Origin of the sequence: Hymenobacter sp. BT18, assembly GCF_012273015.1 — a bacterium.
Taxonomy (GTDB): domain Bacteria; phylum Bacteroidota; class Bacteroidia; order Cytophagales; family Hymenobacteraceae; genus Hymenobacter; species Hymenobacter lutimineralis.
On record NZ_CP050954.1, the window covers coordinates 434,906 to 455,648 of the forward strand.

The 20,743-nt window shown below is 58.2% G+C and carries 14 protein-coding genes; 7 read left to right on the forward strand and 7 right to left on the reverse strand.

The window, feature by feature from the left end; genetic code table 11:
* Nucleotides 1-81: 81 nt before the first annotated feature.
* The 5 genes from HER32_RS01885 to nagB form a co-directional block, all read right to left on the reverse strand.
* Nucleotides 82-1,953: a beta-N-acetylhexosaminidase gene (locus HER32_RS01885; RefSeq protein ID WP_168680101.1), complete on the reverse strand. Its 1,872-nt coding sequence runs from the start codon at nucleotides 1,951-1,953 to the stop codon at nucleotides 82-84.
* 285 nt (nucleotides 1,954-2,238) lie between these two features.
* Nucleotides 2,239-3,828 (reverse strand): SusD/RagB family nutrient-binding outer membrane lipoprotein, encoded by a 1,590-nt coding sequence (locus HER32_RS01890; RefSeq protein WP_149069341.1) that lies wholly within the window; start codon nucleotides 3,826-3,828, stop codon nucleotides 2,239-2,241.
* Nucleotides 3,829-3,862: 34 nt separating this feature from the next.
* A complete protein-coding gene (locus HER32_RS01895) occupies nucleotides 3,863-6,904 on the reverse strand; it encodes a SusC/RagA family TonB-linked outer membrane protein (RefSeq protein ID WP_168680109.1) in 3,042 nt (1,013 codons plus the stop codon).
* A gap of 735 nt (nucleotides 6,905-7,639) precedes the next feature.
* A complete protein-coding gene (locus HER32_RS01900) occupies nucleotides 7,640-8,926 on the reverse strand; it encodes a sugar MFS transporter (protein ID WP_149069339.1) in 1,287 nt (428 codons plus the stop codon).
* 129 nt (nucleotides 8,927-9,055) lie between these two features.
* Nucleotides 9,056-10,972 carry a glucosamine-6-phosphate deaminase gene (gene nagB / locus HER32_RS01905; RefSeq protein ID WP_149069338.1) on the reverse strand — a complete coding sequence of 639 codons (1,917 nt, stop codon included), beginning with the start codon at nucleotides 10,970-10,972 and terminating at the stop codon, nucleotides 9,056-9,058.
* Between the two features lie 600 nt (nucleotides 10,973-11,572).
* Here nagB and HER32_RS01910 point away from each other — a divergent pair.
* Together HER32_RS01910 and HER32_RS01915 are read left to right on the forward strand one after the other, a co-directional pair.
* Nucleotides 11,573-12,661 (forward strand): substrate-binding domain-containing protein, encoded by a 1,089-nt coding sequence (locus HER32_RS01910; RefSeq protein WP_149069337.1) that lies wholly within the window; start codon nucleotides 11,573-11,575, stop codon nucleotides 12,659-12,661.
* Between the two features lie 140 nt (nucleotides 12,662-12,801).
* Complete coding sequence (locus HER32_RS01915; RefSeq protein ID WP_197748858.1) at nucleotides 12,802-14,097, forward strand: metal-dependent hydrolase family protein; 1,296 nt, start codon at nucleotides 12,802-12,804, stop codon at nucleotides 14,095-14,097.
* Nucleotides 14,098-14,291: 194 nt separating this feature from the next.
* Here HER32_RS01915 and HER32_RS01920 read toward each other — a convergent pair whose 3' ends face one another.
* Nucleotides 14,292-15,038, reverse strand: a complete 747-nt coding sequence (locus HER32_RS01920) for a glycosyltransferase family 2 protein (RefSeq protein WP_168680112.1) — start codon at nucleotides 15,036-15,038, stop codon at nucleotides 14,292-14,294.
* 120 nt (nucleotides 15,039-15,158) lie between these two features.
* Between HER32_RS01920 and HER32_RS01925 the strand changes: the two genes are divergently transcribed.
* Nucleotides 15,159-15,443, forward strand: a complete 285-nt coding sequence (locus HER32_RS01925) for a hypothetical protein (protein ID WP_149069335.1) — start codon at nucleotides 15,159-15,161, stop codon at nucleotides 15,441-15,443.
* A 67-nt stretch (nucleotides 15,444-15,510) separates the two neighbouring features.
* Nucleotides 15,511-16,371: a DUF1571 domain-containing protein gene (locus HER32_RS01930; RefSeq protein ID WP_168680113.1), complete on the forward strand. Its 861-nt coding sequence runs from the start codon at nucleotides 15,511-15,513 to the stop codon at nucleotides 16,369-16,371.
* 167 nt (nucleotides 16,372-16,538) lie between these two features.
* On the opposite strand, the gene HER32_RS01935 is transcribed toward HER32_RS01930, so the two are convergent.
* Nucleotides 16,539-17,420 (reverse strand): SDR family oxidoreductase, encoded by an 882-nt coding sequence (locus HER32_RS01935; RefSeq protein WP_149069333.1) that lies wholly within the window; start codon nucleotides 17,418-17,420, stop codon nucleotides 16,539-16,541.
* Between the two features lie 111 nt (nucleotides 17,421-17,531).
* Here HER32_RS01935 and HER32_RS01940 point away from each other — a divergent pair, with 111 nt between their 5' ends.
* From HER32_RS01940 to HER32_RS01950, 3 genes are all read left to right on the forward strand, one after another.
* Nucleotides 17,532-18,368 (forward strand): NAD(P)H-binding protein, encoded by an 837-nt coding sequence (locus HER32_RS01940; protein ID WP_168680115.1) that lies wholly within the window; start codon nucleotides 17,532-17,534, stop codon nucleotides 18,366-18,368.
* A 110-nt stretch (nucleotides 18,369-18,478) separates the two neighbouring features.
* On the forward strand, nucleotides 18,479-19,726 hold the full coding sequence (locus HER32_RS01945; protein WP_410503889.1) for an NAD(P)/FAD-dependent oxidoreductase: 1,248 nt from the start codon (nucleotides 18,479-18,481) through the stop codon (nucleotides 19,724-19,726).
* A gap of 298 nt (nucleotides 19,727-20,024) precedes the next feature.
* On the forward strand, nucleotides 20,025-20,471 hold the full coding sequence (locus tag HER32_RS01950) for a PA2169 family four-helix-bundle protein (protein WP_149069331.1): 447 nt from the start codon (nucleotides 20,025-20,027) through the stop codon (nucleotides 20,469-20,471).
* The last annotated feature ends 272 nt before the right edge of the window (nucleotides 20,472-20,743 follow it).

Consider the following 20,743-nt stretch of genomic DNA (forward strand, 5'->3'; position numbering starts at 1 on the left):
GAGGTAAAGCGGTTGTGGAAAAGGCGGACGGTGAACGAAAGAATTGTAAGTGCACGGCAGCTAGCGGTTATGAGCCACTAGCTACTTGATTAGCAACTCGGCGGGTGGGCTTTTGCGCCCGTTGGGCGTGACGGTAACCGCCCGCACCAGCAGGCGCTTATTGAGCGGCACGGCCAGGGGCTTGGTGTAGAGCTTGGTGGTTTCGTCGGGCAGGTGGCCGTCGAGGGTGTAGCGGATCTGGGCGCCGGGCACCAGCGTGCGGAGCGTGAGCAGGGCTTTGTCGCCCTGCTTCACCACGCTGGCGCTGTCGAGACCCAGGGGCTCGGGCACGCGGTAGTTGACTTTCTTGGCGTCGAGGCGGGCAAACTGCTGGCCCATGCGCGGGAGGAAATCGGCGTAGCTTTTGCGGGCCGCGGGCCGCCACGCTACCTCCGAAACGGCCAGCAGGCGCGGAAACAGCATGTACTCGGCGGCGGCCGGCGTGGTAATGTACTCGGTCCACATGTTGGCCTGGGGCCCCAGCACGTGCTTCTGCTGCTCGGGCGTGAGTTCCTTGGGCAGCGGGTTGTAGTTGTAGATGACGTCCAGCGGGATGTAGCCCCCAATCATCAGCGGCTCGTAGGGGCTGTGGGGCTGCGGGCTATGCCCGTAGTTGATGTACAAATGGGTGGTGGGTGACATGACCACGTCGTGGCCCATTTTGGCGGCTTCAATCCCGCCTTTTTCGCCTCGCCAGCTCATCACGGTGGCGCTGGGCGCAATGCCGCCTTCCAGGATTTCGTCCCAGCCGATGAGCTTTTTGCCCTTGCTGGCCAGGAACTTCTCGATGCGGCGGTTAAACCAGCCCTGCACCTTTTCTACATCCGTAAAGCCCTCCTTCTTCATGATTTCCTGCACAGCCGGGCTTTCCTTCCAACGGGTTTTGGGCGCTTCGTCGCCGCCGATATGCACGTAGGGACCGGGAAACAGTGTTACCACTTCCGCCAGCACGTCCTCAAAAAAGCGAAACGTAGGCTCGGTGGGGCATACAATGTCTTCGTTCACGCCCCACATCGTCCAGGTTTCGTAGGGTCCGGGCTTGCAGGCCAGCTCGGGATATGCCGCCAGGATGGCTACCGAGTGGCCTGGCATCTCAATTTCCGGCACAATGGTTACGTAGCGTTTCTGGGCGTAGGCCACCACGTCGCGGATCTGCTCCTGGGTGTAGAAGCCGCCGTAGGGCGTGGCGTCGTACTTGAACTCGGCGGGAGTCTTAAACAGCTGCTGAGCACCGATAAGCGTTTCCTTGCGGAAGGCGCTTACCTGCGTGAGCTTGGGGTATTTCTTGATTTCGATGCGCCAGCCTTGGTCGTCGGTCAGGTGCCAGTGAAAGGTATTAAGCTTATAAGTAGCCAGAAAGTCGATGTATTTCTTCACAAATGATACCGGGAAGAAGTGCCGGCTTACGTCGAGCATGGCTCCACGCCAGCGGAAGGCCGGCTCATCGGTGATGCGCACGTAGGGCACATTGGCAGTGGCTGCGGGCCGCGCCGGTAGCAGCTGCAGAAAAGTTTGGGCGCCGTAGAACAGCCCCGGCCCACCGGCGGCCGCAATGCGCACTCCGGCTTTATCTACGTTCAGCTGGTAGCCCTCGGGTACTAATCCGGGCGTCGTTGTTAGGGCAATGTGGGCTCCTGCCTTATTGGTAGTAAGGGTTACCGTTTTGCCTGCACTCGTGAGCATGTCCTTCAGCAACCCAGCCACGTTCAGCGCTTCCTTGCCCGTCGCGTAGATGCTTACTTTCTGGGGTAGGCTGTAGGTAGCAGCGTAGGCCTTCACCTCACGGGGCATCGGCACCAGGCCCAAACTTTGGACCGGAACTTCCGCCAGCTGAGCCTGAACCGGGGCACCCAGGAAAATCTGAAGGGCGAGGATGCCGCTGAGCCAGCTGGTACAGGAAATGTTGAAGCGCATAAAGGGTGGGTTGGGGTAAAAGGAAACAAGTAAGGAAAAAGTAGGGGCGGTAACGCATCATGCCAAGCACAGCCGGGTAGTGTCTCCGAGGCCGGCCTCCGCGAAATCCCCATTTCGCGGAACGTACCCCTTACCTTACCGCCGGCCAGGAAACCCCGGCTGCGCCCAGCATGATATTCTTTTGGTGTAAAGCAGGAGGGCTACGGTCACTCAGCCGCCGCCTCAAGCGGCGCTGCTGTTGCAGCAGCAGCGCCGCTTGCCTGCATAGCTCAGAAGGCAGAACGGTTACTTATCCCACCACACCCGGCCAATCAGGTTGTCGCCACCTGGCACGGCAGTGCTGGCCGCCTTATAGTTGGCGGGGTTGCTGGTGATTTCCGAAGTGGGGTACGGGAAGCGACGTGGAATCTGGCCGTTGGTGGCGTTGTTGGGGTACACCACCGGCGTCAACTCGGGGTAGCCGCTGCGGCGCCAGTTGGCCCACGACTCGTAGAAGTCAAACATGGTGTTGGTGTGCAGCCAGTACTGGGTGTTTATCATCTCCAGCCCGTTGCCAGCCTCATAGGGGTGAGCCGTGAGGTAGTTTGCTGCCTCAGTAGGGTCTACGGCCAGCTTCGCGTCGTACTGCGTGAGGTAGGTCATGGCAGCCGTTACGCCGGCGTTGTAGTGCTCCTGGGCACTGCCCAGGCCCCAGCGCTGGGCCGCTTCGGCCAGTAGCAGCTCCGATTCCGCGTACGTTAGCACGAACGTTGGGCCGTCGCGCTTGATCATGCCGGGGTTAGGCGAAGAGTAGTCCGTAAACTTAGTGAAGGTGGGGTCGGCCGAAATGTCATAGGTTGCGCGCCCGCTCAGGTCCTTGCCATTGGGCATGCCCTTCTGCTCCGAGGCCGTGGAAACAGCAGCAGCATTCTGCTCCTTGGTTACGTCGGTGAGGTAGAGCTGGGTAACGGCTACTTTGGACAGGCGCGGGTCGTTGGTGCTCTTCAACTCGTCAATGAAGGTTTTCGACCACTTCACGTAGTAGTTTTCCTGCCCCCCGTCGCCGAGAAGCACCTGGCTGTTGCGGTTCTGCGTTACGCGGGCCCCTCCTATGTCGTGCACCACGTAGGCATTGTCGGCGTTACTTTGCAGGGTTTTGCCCTGCACTTTGGTGGCGTAGGCTTTGGCTTTCTCGGGGTCTACTTTCGTCAGGCGCATGGCCATGCGCAGTAGCAAGGTATTGCCCAGGCGCTGCCACTGCGCGATGTTGCCTTTGTAGAACACGTCGCCCGAGGGAATGTCGGCGCCGGGGTCGAGGGCGGCCGTAGCCTCCTCTACTTCCTTCAGCAGGTCGTTATAAATATCCTGCTGCTTGTCGTATTTGGGCGTGATAATGCCTTTGTAGTAGCCCATGCCCGCCTCGCTGTAGGGTACGTCGCCGTAGAGGTCGGTGATGCGCTCCATAATGAGGGCGCGCATGATCCGGCCTACTTGGTGCAGGTTTTTATACTTGTCCTTGCCGCGGGTCGACTCTACCAGGTCAGTTATGGGCTTCACCTGCTCCACGTAGGCGCCCACGGTAGTGCCGCCCCAGTAAGCCGCGGTGTAGCCTTCGTTGAGCAGGTATTTATCCCCGGCCCAATAGCTTACTACCGTAGAGAGGCCCTGCACCAGCGTGGAGGAGTAAATCAGGTTGGCCCGCCAGGTGTCGTAGGCAAAGTCGGTGCTGCCGGTATAGCCCAGCTGGGAGGTCGTGAGCAGGTAGTTGGGGTTGAAGTTGGCCTGGCTGTAGGTGGAGGGGTTGGTGTTGATGTCTTCGAAGTCATCGGTACAGCTGGTAGCCAGCAGCAGGCCGAGGAAGCTTAAGGCAGTGTATTTAGCGAGGGTGCTTTTCATGACGGACAGGTTGAAATAAACCAGGGGGAAATCCTTAGAATTTGGCGTTCAGGTTCAGGCCGAACGTGCGGACCGGCGGAATGCCGCCCAGCTCCAGGCCCTGCGTGAAGGCGTTGTAGCTGCTTTCGGGGTCGATGTTGTCGGTTTTGCGCATCAGGATGGCCAGGTTGCGGGCCACCAAACTCAGGGTGAGGCGCTGTACTTTGCTGCCCAGCAGCTTGGTGGGGAACGAGTAGCCCAGCGTCACCTGGCGGAGCTTGATAAAGCTGGCGTTCTGCACAAACTCCTTGGACACGTTGTCGGCTAGGGTGCTGTAGTAGGTAGCCGCGTCGAGGTTATCGGAGCCGAAGGTGCCTTCGCGGTTCACCAGCGTTTGCTTACGCAGCCCGAAAACGGTGCCGTAGTAGTCGGTGGCCGAGAATATCTTACCGCCAAACTTGCCATCAACTAATACCCCGAAGTTGAAGCCCGCAAAGGTGAAGTCATTGCTCCAGCCGCCGGTCCAGGGATGGAAGGCCGAGCCAAAGGCTCTCAGGTCGCCGCGGGCGGGCACGCCATTAGGCGTCAGGGCAATGGTGCCGTCGGCGTTGTACTTGTTGTCGTAGGCCATTACCTGGCCGAAGGGCTTGTCGACAATCTGCCCCAGGAAACCGGCATTGGAGCGGGAAGTGGCATACACCGACTGCTCCTGGCCGGCAGCCAGGGAAAGCACCGTGTTTTTGTTGTAGGCCGCATTGAAGGAGGACGTCCAGGAGAAGGCGGCCGTTTTCACCGGCTGCACCGTTAGCAGCATTTCCACGCCCTTGTTCTCCATTTTACCGGCATTCAGCACGGCCCCCTGGTAGCCCGAAGTAATAGAAGCCGGCGTGAATACAATTTCCTTATCAGAGTTCTTCTTGTAGAACGTCAGATCTAACCGTACGCGGTTCTGGGCAACAGCCAGTTCGGTTCCGATTTCAAATTCTGTCGCACTAGAAGCTTTTAAGTTGCTGTTTGGAATATTGACGTTTTCAATTGTACCTAATGGATTGCCATTAAGCCCTACAGGCAAGAAAGCGTAGTTCAACTGCGTCTGGTAAGGTAAAGTAGCTTGACCCACACGCGAGTAGCCTGCCCGTAGTTTACCAAAGGCTAAGAATTCAGGCCGCCACAACTCGGAGAAGACAAATGACCCACTTACGCCCGGATAGGTAATACCCAACTCCTGATTGGCTGTAGAACTAGGGCCGGCCAGCGTTGAGAACCAGTCACGGCGCAACGTACCGGTCAAAAACAGATATTCCTTATAGGAGAGGTCCAACGAACCATACACGGATTGGATTTCCTGGTCGGTTGGGAACATTTGGCTGGACTTATTTTTGGCATTGTTAATATTGTTAAGCCCAAATACAGCTAAGTCGTTACCAATATTCTGGAATGCTTCCGTCTTAATGCGGCGGTAGCTGGCACCCAGATTAGGAGCAAATGTGAAGTTAGACCCAAACTCAAAGCTCTTTCCCACCAGACCATCGGTGTTCAGATCCGAAAACCGCGTTGTTACTTCCGTAATGCGGCCGGTAGGCAGGTAAGCCGTGCCCGAGGGCGTTACACTAGTGAAGCGGTTTGTATACCCATCTCGCCCAACACGACCTTGCAGAAAGAGGCCATTATCGAACGTATAACGTGCATTTACTGATGAGAGCAGCCGGTCACGCTCCGTATCGTTCACAAACTTGTTGGCGGCGAAGTAAGGGTTCGTGTTGTAAGGGTTGCCCGTGTTGTACATCAGCTCCGAGCCATCGGGGTTGGTGCCCGCCGACAGGCTGCGCACGTCCAGGCTGGTGGGCAGAAACAGCACGTTGAAGTTGGCGTTGCCGGCCCCGTCGGCCAGGATGGCGCGGTTTTTTGCCTGCTCCAGGATATAGTTGGCGCGGGCGTCAATCGTCAGCCGCTTGAAGGGCTCAAACGTGCCAGCCAGGTTGAAGGTCTGCCGGTCGAGGCCGGAGTTGGGCACTACGCCTTTATTGGTCAGGTTGCTGGCCGAAAGGCGGACCGAACCACCTGTGAAGCTTTTATTGAAGGCCAGGGTGTTGGTCCAGCTGCTACCCGTGCGGTAGAAATTCTTCACGTTGTCTTTCTGGGCCACGTAGGGTCGTGAGGTACCATCGAACTGCACCACACTGGAGCCATCGAGCTTGCCGCCCCAGCTGGAGTTGCCCACCTGCGCGGCGCCAGTAGCCGTAGTAGGCTTTTGGTTGTTGGCGCCTTGGCCGTACACGTACTGCCAGTCGGTGAGGGTGTAGACTTTCTCGGCTACGTAGTTGCTGTTGAACTCCACCCCATCGTTGCCTTTGGCGCTTTTGGTGGTGATGAGAATAACCCCGGCCTTGGCGCGGTAGCCGTACAGAGCCGAAGCTGCAGCCCCCTTCAAGACCGAAATAGACTCGATATCGTCGGGGTTGATGTTGGAAATGGCGTCACCCAGGTCAGGCGAGTTGTCCCAGCGGCTGCCGGTGTTGGCCGAGCTAGGCTGGCTTTCCACGGGTATACCATTGATGACGTAGAGCGGCTGATTGGTCTGGCTTAGGCTGGATACGCCCCGAATGATAACGTTGCTCGACGAGCCCGCCCCGCCGGAGGTGGAGTTGACGTTCAAACCAGCCACTTTCCCCACCAGGGAGTTGGTTACGTTGATTTCCCGGGCCTGGGTGAGCGAAGTACCCTGGATTTCCGTAACGGAGTAACCCAGTGTTTTCCGCTCCCGGGCCACGTTCAACGCTGTTACTACAACCTCACCCAAGGCCTGCACATTTTCACTGAGGGTGATGTTAATGGTTGTTCGGCCGCGAACTGCAACCGTTTGCGGGTTGTATCCAATAGAGGAAAAGACCAAGGACGCTGTGTCGGCTACGGCCAGCGTATAGCCTCCATCGGAGTTAGTGCTGGTTCCTTGGTTTGTACCGCGGGCGAGTACCGTTACTCCGGGCAGCGCACTGCCTTGGGAGTCGGTTACCTTACCGGATATGGTTACTTGCGCGTATCCCAAGCCATGCAGGCTTAGTAGCAGCAAAAATGTAAGCCAGGTAAATCTTTTCATAGCCTTGAAGGGGTTTGGTAGGAGAAAAGGTGAGAGAACAATGACAAAGCAGCATTTCAAACACACGCGCAACCAGCCGTAACCGGCAACCAAAGCCTTTTCTCGGGGAGTGAGCCTACTCGTGCTCAGCTGCTGCCATACGCCTACTACACACTGGTTAAGCACGCAATAGCAGGTATGCAACCAGCCTTCTCAGCTGGGAAATATCCCAACGAAAGCCACGATTATACCAGGCCGTAGCCTGCCAAAAGCAGAGCCGAAACCCAAGCGAAAAAAGGAAACAGGGAAGATCTATAGAGCAGATTCTGGGTGCTCAGAATTTGCTGAAGTGCGGTGTGGCGAGGGAAGATTCGCTATTCAAGAGCCAGAAAGTGGCTTCTTCGTACACAAGCATTTTTTAGGATATGCCTAAGGCTGCTACTCTCAGCGCCTACTTATTTCGGAAGCCGAAACAGGCATTTCCAACATTCGGAGCTTCTATTAATCCAAACTTAACGCTCTATATTTCACAAAGCAAGCGTCTGACAAAAAAAAATGTGTGCGCACACGCGTTTTTTTTGGACACCGTGTCCGCACACACAAATATTTATTTCCTAAATAGTACAATAATACTATTTTCCGGTCCTTTGTCTCCCCGGATAAGTAGCCAGTAGCTTCCGCAAACTACCCAAATGGTAATTTACCATGATTCATTGCCAGACCCTATGTAAGGGCCTTCTTGGTGCCCGGGCTTGGTTAGCTTACAGCGTATGTCACCCGTTTTATTGCTTTGGGCTGGTAGGCGTGGCCTTTCAATCCAAAGAACAGTATGTAGCCGTAGCAGGGAATCAGCATTAGGTAAGCGTGCTGCAGGCCCAGCAGTTCGCTGAGCTTGCCGTAGCCATAGGGCAGCACCGCTCCGCCCCCAATGCCCATGATAAGCAGGGCCGAGCCTCGCTCAGTTAGCGCCCCCAGCCCTTTAATACCCAGCGGAAAAATTGCGGGCCACATCAGCGAGTTAGCCAACCCCAGCAGCGCCACCAGCAGCACCGACGTATAGCCCGCAGTAAACACGATGCCCAGCGTGAACACCATCCCCAGCAGGGCGCAGAGGCTAAGCGCGGTCTGCTGATTCAGCCGGCGGGGAATCAGCCAGACGCCGACGAAGTAACCTACCAGCATGGCTATCAGCGTCATAGACGTGAAGTTGCGCGCTACATCCAGGCTGATGCCCTGGGCCCGGCCATACTGCGTGATGGTGTCGCCGGCAATAACTTCCACCCCTACGCAGCAGAAAATGGCTAAAACGCCCAGCAGCAAATGCGGGAACTGCCAGATGCGCTGCGCTGGTTCCCCAGGGCCGGCCGACGCTTCTTCCGGTTGCAAATTGATTTCGGGTAAGCGCGAAAGGCGAATTAGCCCGGCGAGTACCACCAGCACGGCCGCCATAATCAGGTAGGGCCCCACCACGCGGCTAGCCAGTTGCTGGAGCAGTTCGGCTTTGGCTGCTGGCGAAGTTGTCGCCGCTAGCTGGTTTTCCAGCGCCGTAGCGCCTTTCAGCACTACGGCCCCAATAATCACCGGGCTCAGGGCGCCGGCTACCTTGCTGCAAATTCCCATAATGCTAATGCGCCGGGCCGCGCTTTCCAGCGGCCCCAGAATGCTGGCATACGGGTTGGAAGCGGTTTGCAGCAGAGCCAAACCGGCACCCTGCACGAAAAGCCCGAGCAGAAAAAGGCTGAATGAGCGCGCCCCGGCCGCTGGCACAAACACCAGTGCTCCGGCTGCCATGACCACCAACCCAAGGGCCATTCCGTTTCGCAAACCGGTTTTCTGCAGAATCAGCGCCGAGGGAAAAGCCAGAAAGACGTAGGCAATGTAGAAGGCAAACGTTACGAGCAGGGCCTGTGCGTAGGTTAGCTCACAGGCCAGTTTCAGAAACGGAATGAGCGTGCCATTGAGCCAGGTGATGAAACCGAAAATAAAGAACAGCGCCCCGATAATAGCCAGTGGCGGCACGACGCTTCGTTGGGGGTGTTGCATGGGAGTCAGGAACTGAAGGGTGCGGCTGGGCAATACAAGTGAGCGGCCGCTCCCAGTGCAGCGACCTATCTTCCTTACAAACGCTGTTGTTGGCTGATTTTCAGCCCTCGGCCATGCCGGGATAATTATCTAGAATCGATACCGCACGAAGGCTTCCATGGCCTCGTACTCGGCCAGGCCTAGCTGATCGTAGAGTTGGGCGGTGGTATGGTTGCGGTCTTCGGAACGCTGCCAGAACTCGCGCTTGTCGTTGCCGGGGAACACGGCGCTATCTTTCTGCGACTGGTGCTTGAAGATGGCCTTGCGCTTGCGCATCAGCTCTTCCGGGCTGATGGGCACCGCCATTTCGATTTCTTCAACATCCCACTCCTGCCAGGCACCGCGGTATAGCCAGAGGTGGCAGTCGGCTACCCAGGCCTCCTGCCCTTTCAGGCGGGCCAGGGCTTCGAAAATGGCATCCAGGCACACGCGGTGCGTCCCGTGCGGGTCACGCAGGTCGCCGGCCGCAAAAATCTGGTGGGGCTGAATTTCCTGCAGAATGGCTATGACTGCCTGGATATCAGCCTCGCCCAAGGGCTTTTTCTTTACCTGGCCGGTTTCGTAAAAGGGCATGTTCATGAAGTGCACGTTCGGCTCTTTCACGCCGCAAAACCGGCAGGCCGCGGCCGCTTCGCCTTTGCGGATCAGGGCTTTGATATCCTGCACCAGTGCACTGTCTTCCTCCCCCAGCTTTTTATGTTTGAGAAACTCCACAACCTCCGCGTGCTTCTGCCGCGTGTCGTCCACGCCCACGTTCATTTTCTCGGCAAAGTCCAGGGCGAAATCAGCAAAGCGGCGGGCATCGTCGTCGAAGACGGCAATGTTGCCCGACGTCTGGTAGGCCACGTGCACATCGTGCCCCTGGTCTACCAGCCGCAGCAGGGTCCCTCCCATGGAAATAACGTCGTCGTCGGGGTGCGGGCTGAAAATCAGGGCGCGTTTGATGGCGGGCAGGGCCCGCTCGGGCCGCTGGGCGTCGTTGGAATTGGGCTTACCACCCGGCCAACCCGTAATGGTGCGCTGGATGGTATTGAACACGCGCAGGTTCAGGTTGTAAGCACTGCCGGCTTCCACCAGCAGGTCGCTCAGGCTCCCGTCTTTGTAGTCTTCGTCGGTCAGCTTCAGGATGGGTTTGCGCGTGCGCAGGCTCAACCAGATAACGGCCCGCCGAATCAGGCTGTCGTCCCAGGCGCACATACCCACCAGCCAGGGCGTTTTCACGCGCGTCAGCTCCAGAGCGGCCCAGCGGTCTACAACCACTGCTACTTGTGGGTGCAGTTGCAGGAAGGAAGCAGGCACTTCGTCCGAAACCCGGCCTTCCACCATCTCCTTCAGGATTTTAGCCTTGCCCTCGCCCCAGGCCAGCAAGATTATCTTGCGGGCTTTCATGATGGTGCCTACTCCCATGGTCAGGGCCCGCAATGGCACAAACTCTTCCTTGATAAAGTCCTTGGCCGCATCGGTAATCGTAAGGGGGTCGAGCTTGACCAGCCGGGTAGTGGAGTTGATGGACGAGCCGGGCTCATTAAAGCCAATGTGCCCGGTGCGGCCAATTCCCAGCAGCTGCATGTCCAGCCCGCCGCACTCGTCAATCTGCTTTTCGTAGTGCTGGCAATACTCCTTCACTCTATCGATGGGCAATGTGCCATCCGGAATGTGGATGTTTTCGGGCAGAATGTCGATATGGTTGAAGAGTTGCTCGTGCATGAAGTACACGTAGCTCTGGAGCTCGTCGGGCTCCATCGGGTAGTACTCGTCCAGATTAAACGTAACCACGTTGCGGAAGCTCAGGCTCTCCTGCCGGTGCAGGCGGATTAGCTCCTGGTACACGCCAATAGGCGAAGAGCCCGTGGCCAGCCCAAGCACAGCCTGCTCGCCCAGTCGCTGCTTGCGGCGGATCAGCTCGGCAATTTCGTGGGCTACGCGCACTGCTCCTTCCGCTGCTTCTTCGAAGATGGTTACGGGCAGTTTTTCAAAGGTGGTTTCGGGGTAATTCAGGACTTCCATAGCTGGCTTTTCTAGGTTGTTGGTTGATGGGCCTCAGGAACGCAATGAGCAGAAACACGTAATCGTGAACAGAATCTTTCGAGCATATACTTGCACTAAAGCCATAAGGAGTGCCATTTAATGGCCACGACGCTCCCCCATCCACTTTGGGCCAGCGGAGCCGGCTCAACTCGGATTCAATATGATTTTATCCGCTATAAATTACTTGGGATGGTTCAAACGTAAACAAGTTGAAGCGCCAATGCAAACGTTTTCGAAAAAAATGTGTGCGCACACGCAAACTTTTTCTTGCAATGTGCACGCACACGCATTGGAAATACGCTAGCTTTACTACCTGACAACAACACCGCTCATTATATAACGAAAATAATATTTATTTTTACCTATATTTAGCAGCCCGCCCAAGTGCTTCCCTGGCCTTATTGCCTAATAGTTAGGTGCCCGCCGGCTTTTTGCGTATCAGGCTGCATTCCCCCGGTTTTGTCGGCAGCCAGTAAGCCGAAAAGAGCCATCAGACAATTTGCAATTCCTCCCCGCATGCCTACCGGGTGCGGCAGGCATGGTATCTTTGAAAAGTTTAAGAAAGAGTAACGTCTGATTATGAAGAAAAATGCGGTGCGCATCAAGGACATAGCGGCCAAAGCCAACGTTTCGGTGGGAACGGTGGACCGGGTCTTGCACAATCGGGGGCGGGTTGCGGAAGAGGTGCGCCAGAAAGTTCTGCAGATGATGCAGGAACTGGAGTATGAGCCCAACATGATTGCGCGTACCCTCGGCTCCAACAATACCTATCAGCTAGCCGTGCTGCAGCCCGACCATACCCTGGACCCCTACTGGGATGCGCCCTGGAATGGCATTCGCAAAGCCGGTAAGGAACTCAAGCAGTATGGCCTGGACATCACCGTGTATTCCTACAGCCTCACCGAAGTTGATTCCTTTCGCGAACAGGCCGAGGCAGCCACCCAAGCCAAGCCCGACGGTATCCTGATTGCCCCGCTGTTTTACCGCGAGTCGCTGGCCTTTTTTGCGCAGTGGCACGAGCAGGGCATTCCCTACGTGCTTTTCAACACCTACATTGCCGAGCTGCAGTCGCTGAGCTACATTGGGCAGGATTCCTACCAGAGTGGTTTCCTGGCCGGCAAGCTGGCCCAGTTTGGCCAAAGCCAGCCGGGCACGTTTCTTATCGCGCACATTGCCGAAGATATAGCCAACTCGGTACACATCACGCAAAAGGAGCGAGGATTTCGGGACTACTTCGCCCAGCTAGCCCCCGAGCCGGACAGCGCCAGCCCGGACCGGCCGAAAAACACCTTTAAGGTTATTAGCGTCGACCTCCCTCAGCCGGCTGATCCGTCGTTTGCCCGGCAGCTGAACCGTTTGCTGGATGAGGAGCAAAGCCAGCTCAAAGGCATTTTCGTGAGTACGTCGAAAGCGTTTGAAATTGCGCCCTACCTGCAGGCCAACCAGCGCGAAGATGTGCGCCTGATTGGCTACGACCTGCTGGAAAGAAATATTCACTTCCTGAACGAGGGTATCATCGATTTTCTCATCAACCAGAACCCCAAGGAACAAGGCTACCGGGGCGTGTACGCGCTGGCCGACCTGCTCATCTTTAAGAAAGACGTGAAGCCAGTGAAATACCTGCCCCTCGATATTATCACCAAGGAAAACCTGCAGTACTATCTGTAGGATTGCCCGTGTACTAGTAAAGCCTGCCCTCGCATGCCCCCCTTCAGCGCCAGCTGCTTGTGCTAATCGAGACGCTCTGTAAGATAAAAGTGCCGCTTCCCGGCGTGGGAAGCGGCACTTTTCGTTTTCTTCGTGGCTATATGCTTCTTCTGCTTTCTTACCGTCTCCGGCTGCGGATCCTACTGTTGGTGCTGGCTGCGCTGACGGGCACCAGCTTCGCCCAGGCCCAACCGCCGCCCTCCCTCCTGCTGCTTCGCCCGGCCGCCGTGTTCGACGGCGAGACCCTGCACCCCGGCTGGGTGGTACTAGTGGACCAGAACCGCATCAAGGCTGTGGGGCCAGCGGCCCAATTGCCGGCCCCGGCGGGAGCCCGCACCCTGGAGCTACCGGGGCTTACGCTGCTGCCCGGCCTCATCGAGGGCCACGCCCACCTGCTGCTACACCCCTACAACGAAACCACCTGGAACGACCAGGTGCTGACGGAATCAGTGGCATTGCGGGTAGCCCGGGCTACTACCCACGCGCGCCGCACGCTGGCAGCTGGTTTTACCACAGTGCGCGACCTAGGCTCGGAGGGGGCCGGCTACGCCGATGTAGGCCTTAAGCAGGCCATCGACCAAGGCATCATCCCCGGCCCGCGCCTGCTCATTGCCACTCGGGCGCTGGTAGCCAGCGGCTCCTACGGCCCCAAGCTCAACTCCGACCTCGATTTGCCCCAGGGTGCCCAGGAGGCCGATGGGCCCGAGGGCCTGATGCGAGCCGTCCGTGAGCAGATCGGGAAAGGGGCCGACATCATCAAGGTGTACGCCGACTACCGCTGGGGCCCGGATGAGCCCGCGCGGCCCACCTTCTCGCAGGAAGAGCTAACCCTGGCCGTGCAAACAGCTCGGGCCGCCGGCCGGCCGGTAGTAGCCCACGCCAGCACGCCTGAAGGCATGCGCCGCGCCACGCTGGCCGGGGTACAAACCATTGAGCACGGCGACGGCGGCACCCTAGAAATCTTTAAGCTGATGCAGCAGCGTGGCGTGGCCCTCTGTCCGACCGTGGCCGCTGGTGATGCCGTTTCTCAGTACCGGGGCTGGCAAAAGGGTCAGCAGCCCGAGCCGGAACGCCTGCTGCAGAAGCGCCAGAGTATGAAAGCGGCCCTGCAAAGCGGCGTACCGCTGGCTTTTGGCGGCGACGTGGGCGTATTCGCGCACGGCGACAACGTGCGCGAGGCTGAGCTGCTGGTGCAGGAATACGGTCTCTCGCCCCTGGCTGTCGTACGGGGTTTCACCAGCCAAAATGCCCGGATTTTCCAGCTCCCCGACCGGGGCCGTATTCAGGCCGGCTTGCTGGCCGACCTCATTGCCGTATCCGGTGACCCTACCCAGGACATTGCAGCCTTACGCCGGGTGCAGTGGGTGATGAAAGACGGAAAAATAGTGAAAGAGTAAACCACCGATTTCGGGCGGATTTTGCGGATTACCGGGATTTTGGGGACGTTACCCTTACCTAGTTTATCAGCCGGCGCAAGCGCCGGCTGACCACAAAAAAGAAGGCTTCCCACTGTACGAAGCCTTCTTTTTTTGGTAGATCAGTCGACTCCACAATCCGTGGAATCCGGAAAATTCGCCCGAATCCGTGGTTTCTACGGGCGCTCAATACCCAGCTTTTGAAGCTGGTCGGCATATTTATCGTAAATCACCTGCAAGTCGGCGCCGTGCTTGGCGGCATCCACGCCAATGCTCACGTTGGCCCGGTGAAAGCGGTGCAGGTGGCTGATGTGGGGGCAAATGACGGGCAGGTGCCCAGCCAGCAGGAAGCGCACGTACAAGTCCAGGTCCTCGGCCATGCGCAATTCCTCGTCGTAGCCGCCCACCTCATCAAACAGCTGGCGTGAGTAGCACACGTTGCCCTGAATGAAGTGCTCGGCCCGGAAAATAGCGCGTAGCATATCCGTGGGCGTTTCAAACTGCCAGGCATAGTAATCTTCGGAGGGCAGGTAGCGCCGTTCCTCATCTACACGCAGGAAATCGGCTACCAGCCAGGGGCGGCCGGGGTTGGCTTGCACTTGGGCCGCGTAGTGGTAGATGGCGCGTTGCAGCAGCAGGTCGTCATCGTCGAGGGGCACCAGCCAGGCGTCGGGCGCGGTAGTGCGCACCAGCAGGTTGCGGGCCGGGCCCGGTAGCAGCTTAGTGGCGCTGCTTTCGTAACGGAGGCGCTCCTGGGGGTGAGCCGTCAGCCAGGCCGGGGTGCCATCGGTGCAGGCATTCTCGCAAATGAGGTGGTCGAAGGTAATATCGAGCGGAGCTGTAACGCTGGCTTGTACGCTGGCAATGGCCTCCGGCAGGAACTGCTCGCGGTTGTGCGTGGGAGTGATAACGGTAAAGTGCATGGCCTCTCTTTCGCAAAAAGGGCAAAAAAGTTGCTTGGTGTGCAGTCCCCGCGTAAACATTCCCTCCTTTTCTGGCGTTACCGCCACAGGCAGTTCGCTTGTTTTATGGCCAGATTTGTCGTGACCTTACGCCTTCCCGAGTATTTCGACGAAGGATTTATGGCGCTTATTCCCGCGCACCGCACCTTCGTCAACCAGCTTATGGAGGAAGGCGCGGTGGAAGTGTACGCCATCAGCGCCGACCGTTCCCGGGGCTGGATTACCATGAATGGCGCCTCGAGCGAGGAAGTGCGGGCCGTGGTAGAGCTGCTGCCGCTATACCGCTACTTCCGCCAGGTTGAGATTGATGAGCTGTTTTTGTTTGACAGTACAGCGTCGCGGTTTCCCCGCATCAGCCTCAATTAGTTTTACGCGCTACTTGGTGTCCGTATCCGGCCCGATTTATGCAGGCTGCGCCTCTACCTATTGCTCTATGCTACTTCCGCTGATGAACCGCTTGCTTTGCTTTGTTACCGGTGCCGCCTTCGTGGGCATTGCGTTGGGCGCCGCCCCGCCGGAGAAAATGACCACCGCCGTACTGGTTTCGCGCCTCAGCAGCGCCATCGACCACCTCAAAACGCTGCGTTGTACCGTGCGGGCGCAGGAGCGTATGGAAGGCGGCTACCAGCAGGCCCGCACCCAGATGAAAATAGCCTACAACCCGCTGCGGCTGTATTTACGCAACCAGAAGGGCGTGGAGGTACTCTATACGGCGGGCCAGAACGACAACGAAGCTTTTGTCTACCCCAACAGCTTCCCCTACGTCACCGTCAGCCTCGACCCCAATGGCACGCTGATGCGCCGTAATCAGCACCACAGCATCTTTCAGGCGGGCTTCGGCACTATTGCGGGTTTGCTTCACGGCTCCCCCCAGCGCACCGACCACAGCTACGAACGTTCCTTCCGCTACGCCGGCGACACCACGGTAGCGGGCCGCCCCAGCTACATTCTGCGCTCCGATTTCCCGCAGTTCCGCTACGTCACTTACAAGCCCGCCAAGGCCGAAACCATAGCCCAGATTGCTGATAAGTTTGGCTGCGGCGAGTACCGCATTCTGGAGCGCAACAACCTCTCCTACGGCGCCACGGTGCCGGCCGGCAAAGCCGTGCAGGTACCCAACGCCTACGGCCGCCGCACCATAGTGTGTGTGGACCAGACCACTTTTTTGCCCCTGGTGGTACAGGTCCACGACGACAAAGGGTTGTTTGAGAAGTTCGAGTTCTCGGAGGTTGTTCCCAATCAGCCCATTGCCCCCGCCGAGTTCCAGAAAGGCTACAAAGGGTACAAGATCTGAACCACGGATTCGCGCGGATTTTTCGGATTTCGCGGATTTTGCTTGCAAAACAAAAGGGCTTGCCTTTCGGCAAGCCCTTTTGTTTTGCAAGCAAAGATTACTGGCGCCAACTACAAAATCCGCGAAATCCGAAAAATCCGCGCGAATCCGTGGTTCAGAACTCGTAGTTAGCGGCGCATGGTTTTTTCGATGTGGTCCCACATGTCGGAGGTGAGGAGTTCGAGCTTGTTGAACTCGCCGGCGCCGTTCAGCCACTCGCCCCCGTCCAAGGTTACCACTTCACCGTTCATGTAGGCCGCGAAGTCCGACACCATGTAGGCGGCCAGGTTGGCCAGCTCCTGGTGGTTGCCCACGCGCTTGAGGGGTACGTTGGCGGCGGGGTCGAGTTTGGAGGCCAGCGGCTCAGGGAACAGGCGGCTCCAGGCGCCTTCCGTCGGGAACGGGCCGGGGGCAATGGCGTTGGAGCGGATGCCGTATTTGGCCCACTCCACGGCCAAGGACCGCGTCATGGCCAACACACCGGCTTTGGCGGCCGCCGAGGGCACCACGAAAGCCGAGCCCACGGAGGCGTACGTAGTAACGATGTTGAGAATGGTGCCGGGCTTTTTCTCCGCAATCCAGTGCTTGCCAAAGGCCAGGGTGCAGTTGTAGGAGCCTTTCAGGACGATGTCCACAATCACGTCAAACGCTTTGTGGCTGAGGCGTTCCGTGGGGCTGATGAAGTTGCCGGCCGCGTTGTTGAGCAGCACGTCTACGCCCCCAAACTCCGCAATGGTGCGCTGGAGCATGGCCTCCACTTCGTCGTACTTGCGCACGTCGCACTGCACGGCCAGCACATTGGCGTTGCCGGTTAGCTCCCGAAGCTCGGCGGCCGTTTTTTCCAGCACGTCCAGCTTGCGCGAGCTAATGGTGACGTTGGCGCCAAGCTGCAGGAAGTAGGTAGTCATGGCGCGGCCGAGGCCGGTACCGCCACCGGTTACCACAATGGTTTTGCCCTGCAGGGCGTTGTCGCGGAGCATGGGCTGGGCGTAGGGATGGGAAGAGGACATCGGAAAAACAGGTTTAGAAGAACAGAATGGATGGGGTAGCCGCAAGAACGGCAATTGTTTCTAGTTAGTCGGCATACATACCATCTGAGTTTTTCGGACTTTCGCCCCATCATGACGTCATCCTCTTCCTCACCTACCCTTGCCGTACTGGGCTGCGGCTGGCTGGGCTTACCCCTTGCGCAGGCCCTGGTGGCCGCTGGCTACGCAGTGCGTGGCTCAACTACTTCCCCCGATAAGCTTCCTACGCTGGCAGCGGCTGGCATTCAGCCTACGCTTCTGCAACTCACGCCAGAACTGTCCGACGATGATCCAGCGCTGGCGGCATTGCTAAGTGGCACCGAAACGCTGGTGCTGAACGTACCCCCGCGCGCCAGCTCCGGTATACCTTACTTAGCCGTGTTGCGGCCCGTAGCAGCCGCCGTGCAGCGGCACGGGGTGCGCCAGGTGCTGTTTGTGAGTTCTACCGGCGTATATCCGGATGTAAACCAGCCCTTGACGGAAGCCGATGCCCTGGCCAGCGCTGAGGCAACTTCTCCCCTGCTGCAGGCAGAATACCTCTTTGCCACGTTGCCAGGTGTGCGCGCTACGGTAGTCCGAATGGCCGGCCTGATCGGCCCGGGGCGCCCGCCCGGCCGTTTTTTGGCGGGCCGCCAAGCGGTGGCCCAGGGCAGCGCGCCCGTTAACCTTATTCATCTTACCGACTGCGTGAGCATTTTGCTGTCTATCCTGAAGCACCAGCTTTGGGCGGTTACGCTGAACGCTAGCGCTGCCCAGCACCCACTACGGCGCGAGTTTTACCCTGTTGCGGCTCGTTTCCTGGGTTTAGAGCCCCCTACTTTTCTGCCCGAAGAAGCCGGCGGCAAAACCATCGACAGCACTCAACTGCGGCAGCTCACGGGCTACTCCTTTCAGCACGATGACTTGCTGGCCGCCCTGGCGTATTGTTGAATTGCTTGTTACTAGCGGTGTCAGCTGCTGGGCGAGCTGCTTTATCAGCTTGATAACCGACAACTAATACCGAACAACCAGCAACAGAAAGCACGGCGTATCTTTGCATTGTGAATGATATTTCTTCGACGGTGGCGGTGCTGGGTGGGGGCGCGGCAGGTTTTTTTGGGGCCATTGCCTGCGCCGAGGCCAATCCGCACCTGACTGTTTACCTGCTCGAGAAAACCGGCAAAGTGCTGAGCAAAGTGCGCATTTCGGGTGGGGGCCGCTGCAACGTGACGCACGCCGCCGACACCCCCGCCCAGCTCGTGCAGCACTACCCGCGCGGCGCCCGGCAGCTGAAGGAGCCGTTCAAGCAATTCGGAGCCGTAGACACCGTGCGCTGGTTTGAGCGCCGGGGCGTCCGCCTCAAGACGGAAGCCGACGGCCGCATGTTCCCGACTACCGATTCGTCGGAAACTATTGCGCAATGTTTGCTGGAGGCCGCCCGCAAAGCCGGCGTGCAGGTTCTCACGCACACGGCGGCCGAGCAAATTGCGCCGCTGCCCGAAGTTGGTTTCCGACTCATGCTTTCCAACCCGCAGCTGCCTACGCTGAACGTAGCGCGGCTACTCATTGCCACCGGCGGCGCCCCCAAGAGCGCGCAGTACGACTGGCTCCGGCAACTGGGCCACTCCATTCAGGAGCCCGTGCCCAGTCTGTTCACCTTCAACGTGCCCGACTCGCCGCTGCAGGAGCTGCCAGGCGTAAGCGTGCCCCGCGCCCGGGTGCGCATTGCGGGGGAAAAGCTGGAATACGAGGGCCCAGTGCTCGTTACGCACTGGGGTGTGAGCGGCCCGGCCGTACTCAAGCTCTCGGCCTGGGGAGCCCGCCGACTGCACGACCTCGATTACCAAAGCACGGCCCTCGTCAGCTGGCTGCCGGATTTTACGGAAGACACCCTGCGCCAGCACCTGCAGGACTACCGGGCCCAGCACGGCAAAAAGACCGTACTCACGAACCCACTGTTCGGACTGCCCCAACGCCTGTGGCGGACGCTGGCGGAGCAGGCCGGCGTAGGCACCGAGACCCGTTGGAACGAGCTACCCGCCAAGCTGCAAAACCGGCTGATTGAAAACCTGCTGCGCACCTCGCTACCCATGCACGGCAAAACCACTTACAAGGAAGAGTTTGTGACGTGCGGGGGCATCACGCTGGGCGAGGTAAACATGCAAACCATGGAAAGCCGCGTGGTGCCAGGCCTGCACTTCGCCGGTGAGGTCCTGGACATCGACGGCATCACTGGGGGCTTCAACTTCCAGGCAGCCTGGACGACCGGCTACCTCGCTGGCCGGGCTATGGGTGAGCTGGTGAAATAGAGAGATGCTGCGTTGGCATTGCGAGGCGGAACCGCAACAAGTCCCCGAACAATGCATAAAGCTCCGCCATGTAACAAACCTGTGACTCGCGCGCTACCATTAAGCGTAGCAAGCAGAAAACGGGGCTGATGTTGCTCCGGACAGATGGCTACGCTTCGCTCGGCCTGACTGCGTTGTCCCACCTCGCAAAAGCACCAGCTTCCAATTCTACCCGTTCATTGCTCGCAACCCTGCGCAAGTTTTGGGAGTAAAGAAACCTGTAGTTTCTCTTTCCCACACCCAAAACTATTCTCAGATAATGGAAGCTAAAGTCACCCAAGCCCTCGTAAACGAACTCCTTGAAACCCTGAAAGATGGGCAAAAAGGCTACGCCGAAGCAATGACCGACGTAGAAGACCCCCAGTTGAAGGAAACCTTCAAAAAGTACGCCGCTCAGCGCTCCGAGTTCATTACCGAGCTGGAAGACCAGATGTTCAAGCTGAACCTGAAGCCCGAAGAAGAATCTTCGGTAACCGGAACGGTACACCGCGCCTGGATTAACCTGAAAGGCGCCCTCACCAGCAAGGACAACAAAAGCATTCTGAACGAGTGCGAGCGGGGCGAAGACTACGCCAAAGCCGCCTACAACAAAGCCGCCGAAGCCCAGGACCTGCCCGCCGACCTGAAATCGGTTATCCAGAAGCAGGCCAGCGGCATCCGCGAAGCCCACGACACCATTCGTGCCCTGCGCGACTCGGCTAAGTAAGAACCACGGATTCGCGCGGATTTTTCGGATTGCGCGAATTTCGGGGACGATTTGATAAGTAACAGAAAAGCCTCTATGAATGGAGGCTTTTCTGTTTCTGCTAATTCCGGGCGCTGGCTGGTTTCCTTTCATGTGTCATCCTGAGCAGAGCGAAGGACCTTGCCACGCCCAAATGAGTTGTTGCAACGTGCTATGGTCCTTCGCTCTGCTCAGGATGACACATGAAACAAGAAAAAGGCTTCGCGCAATGCGAAGCCTTTTTCTTGAACAGT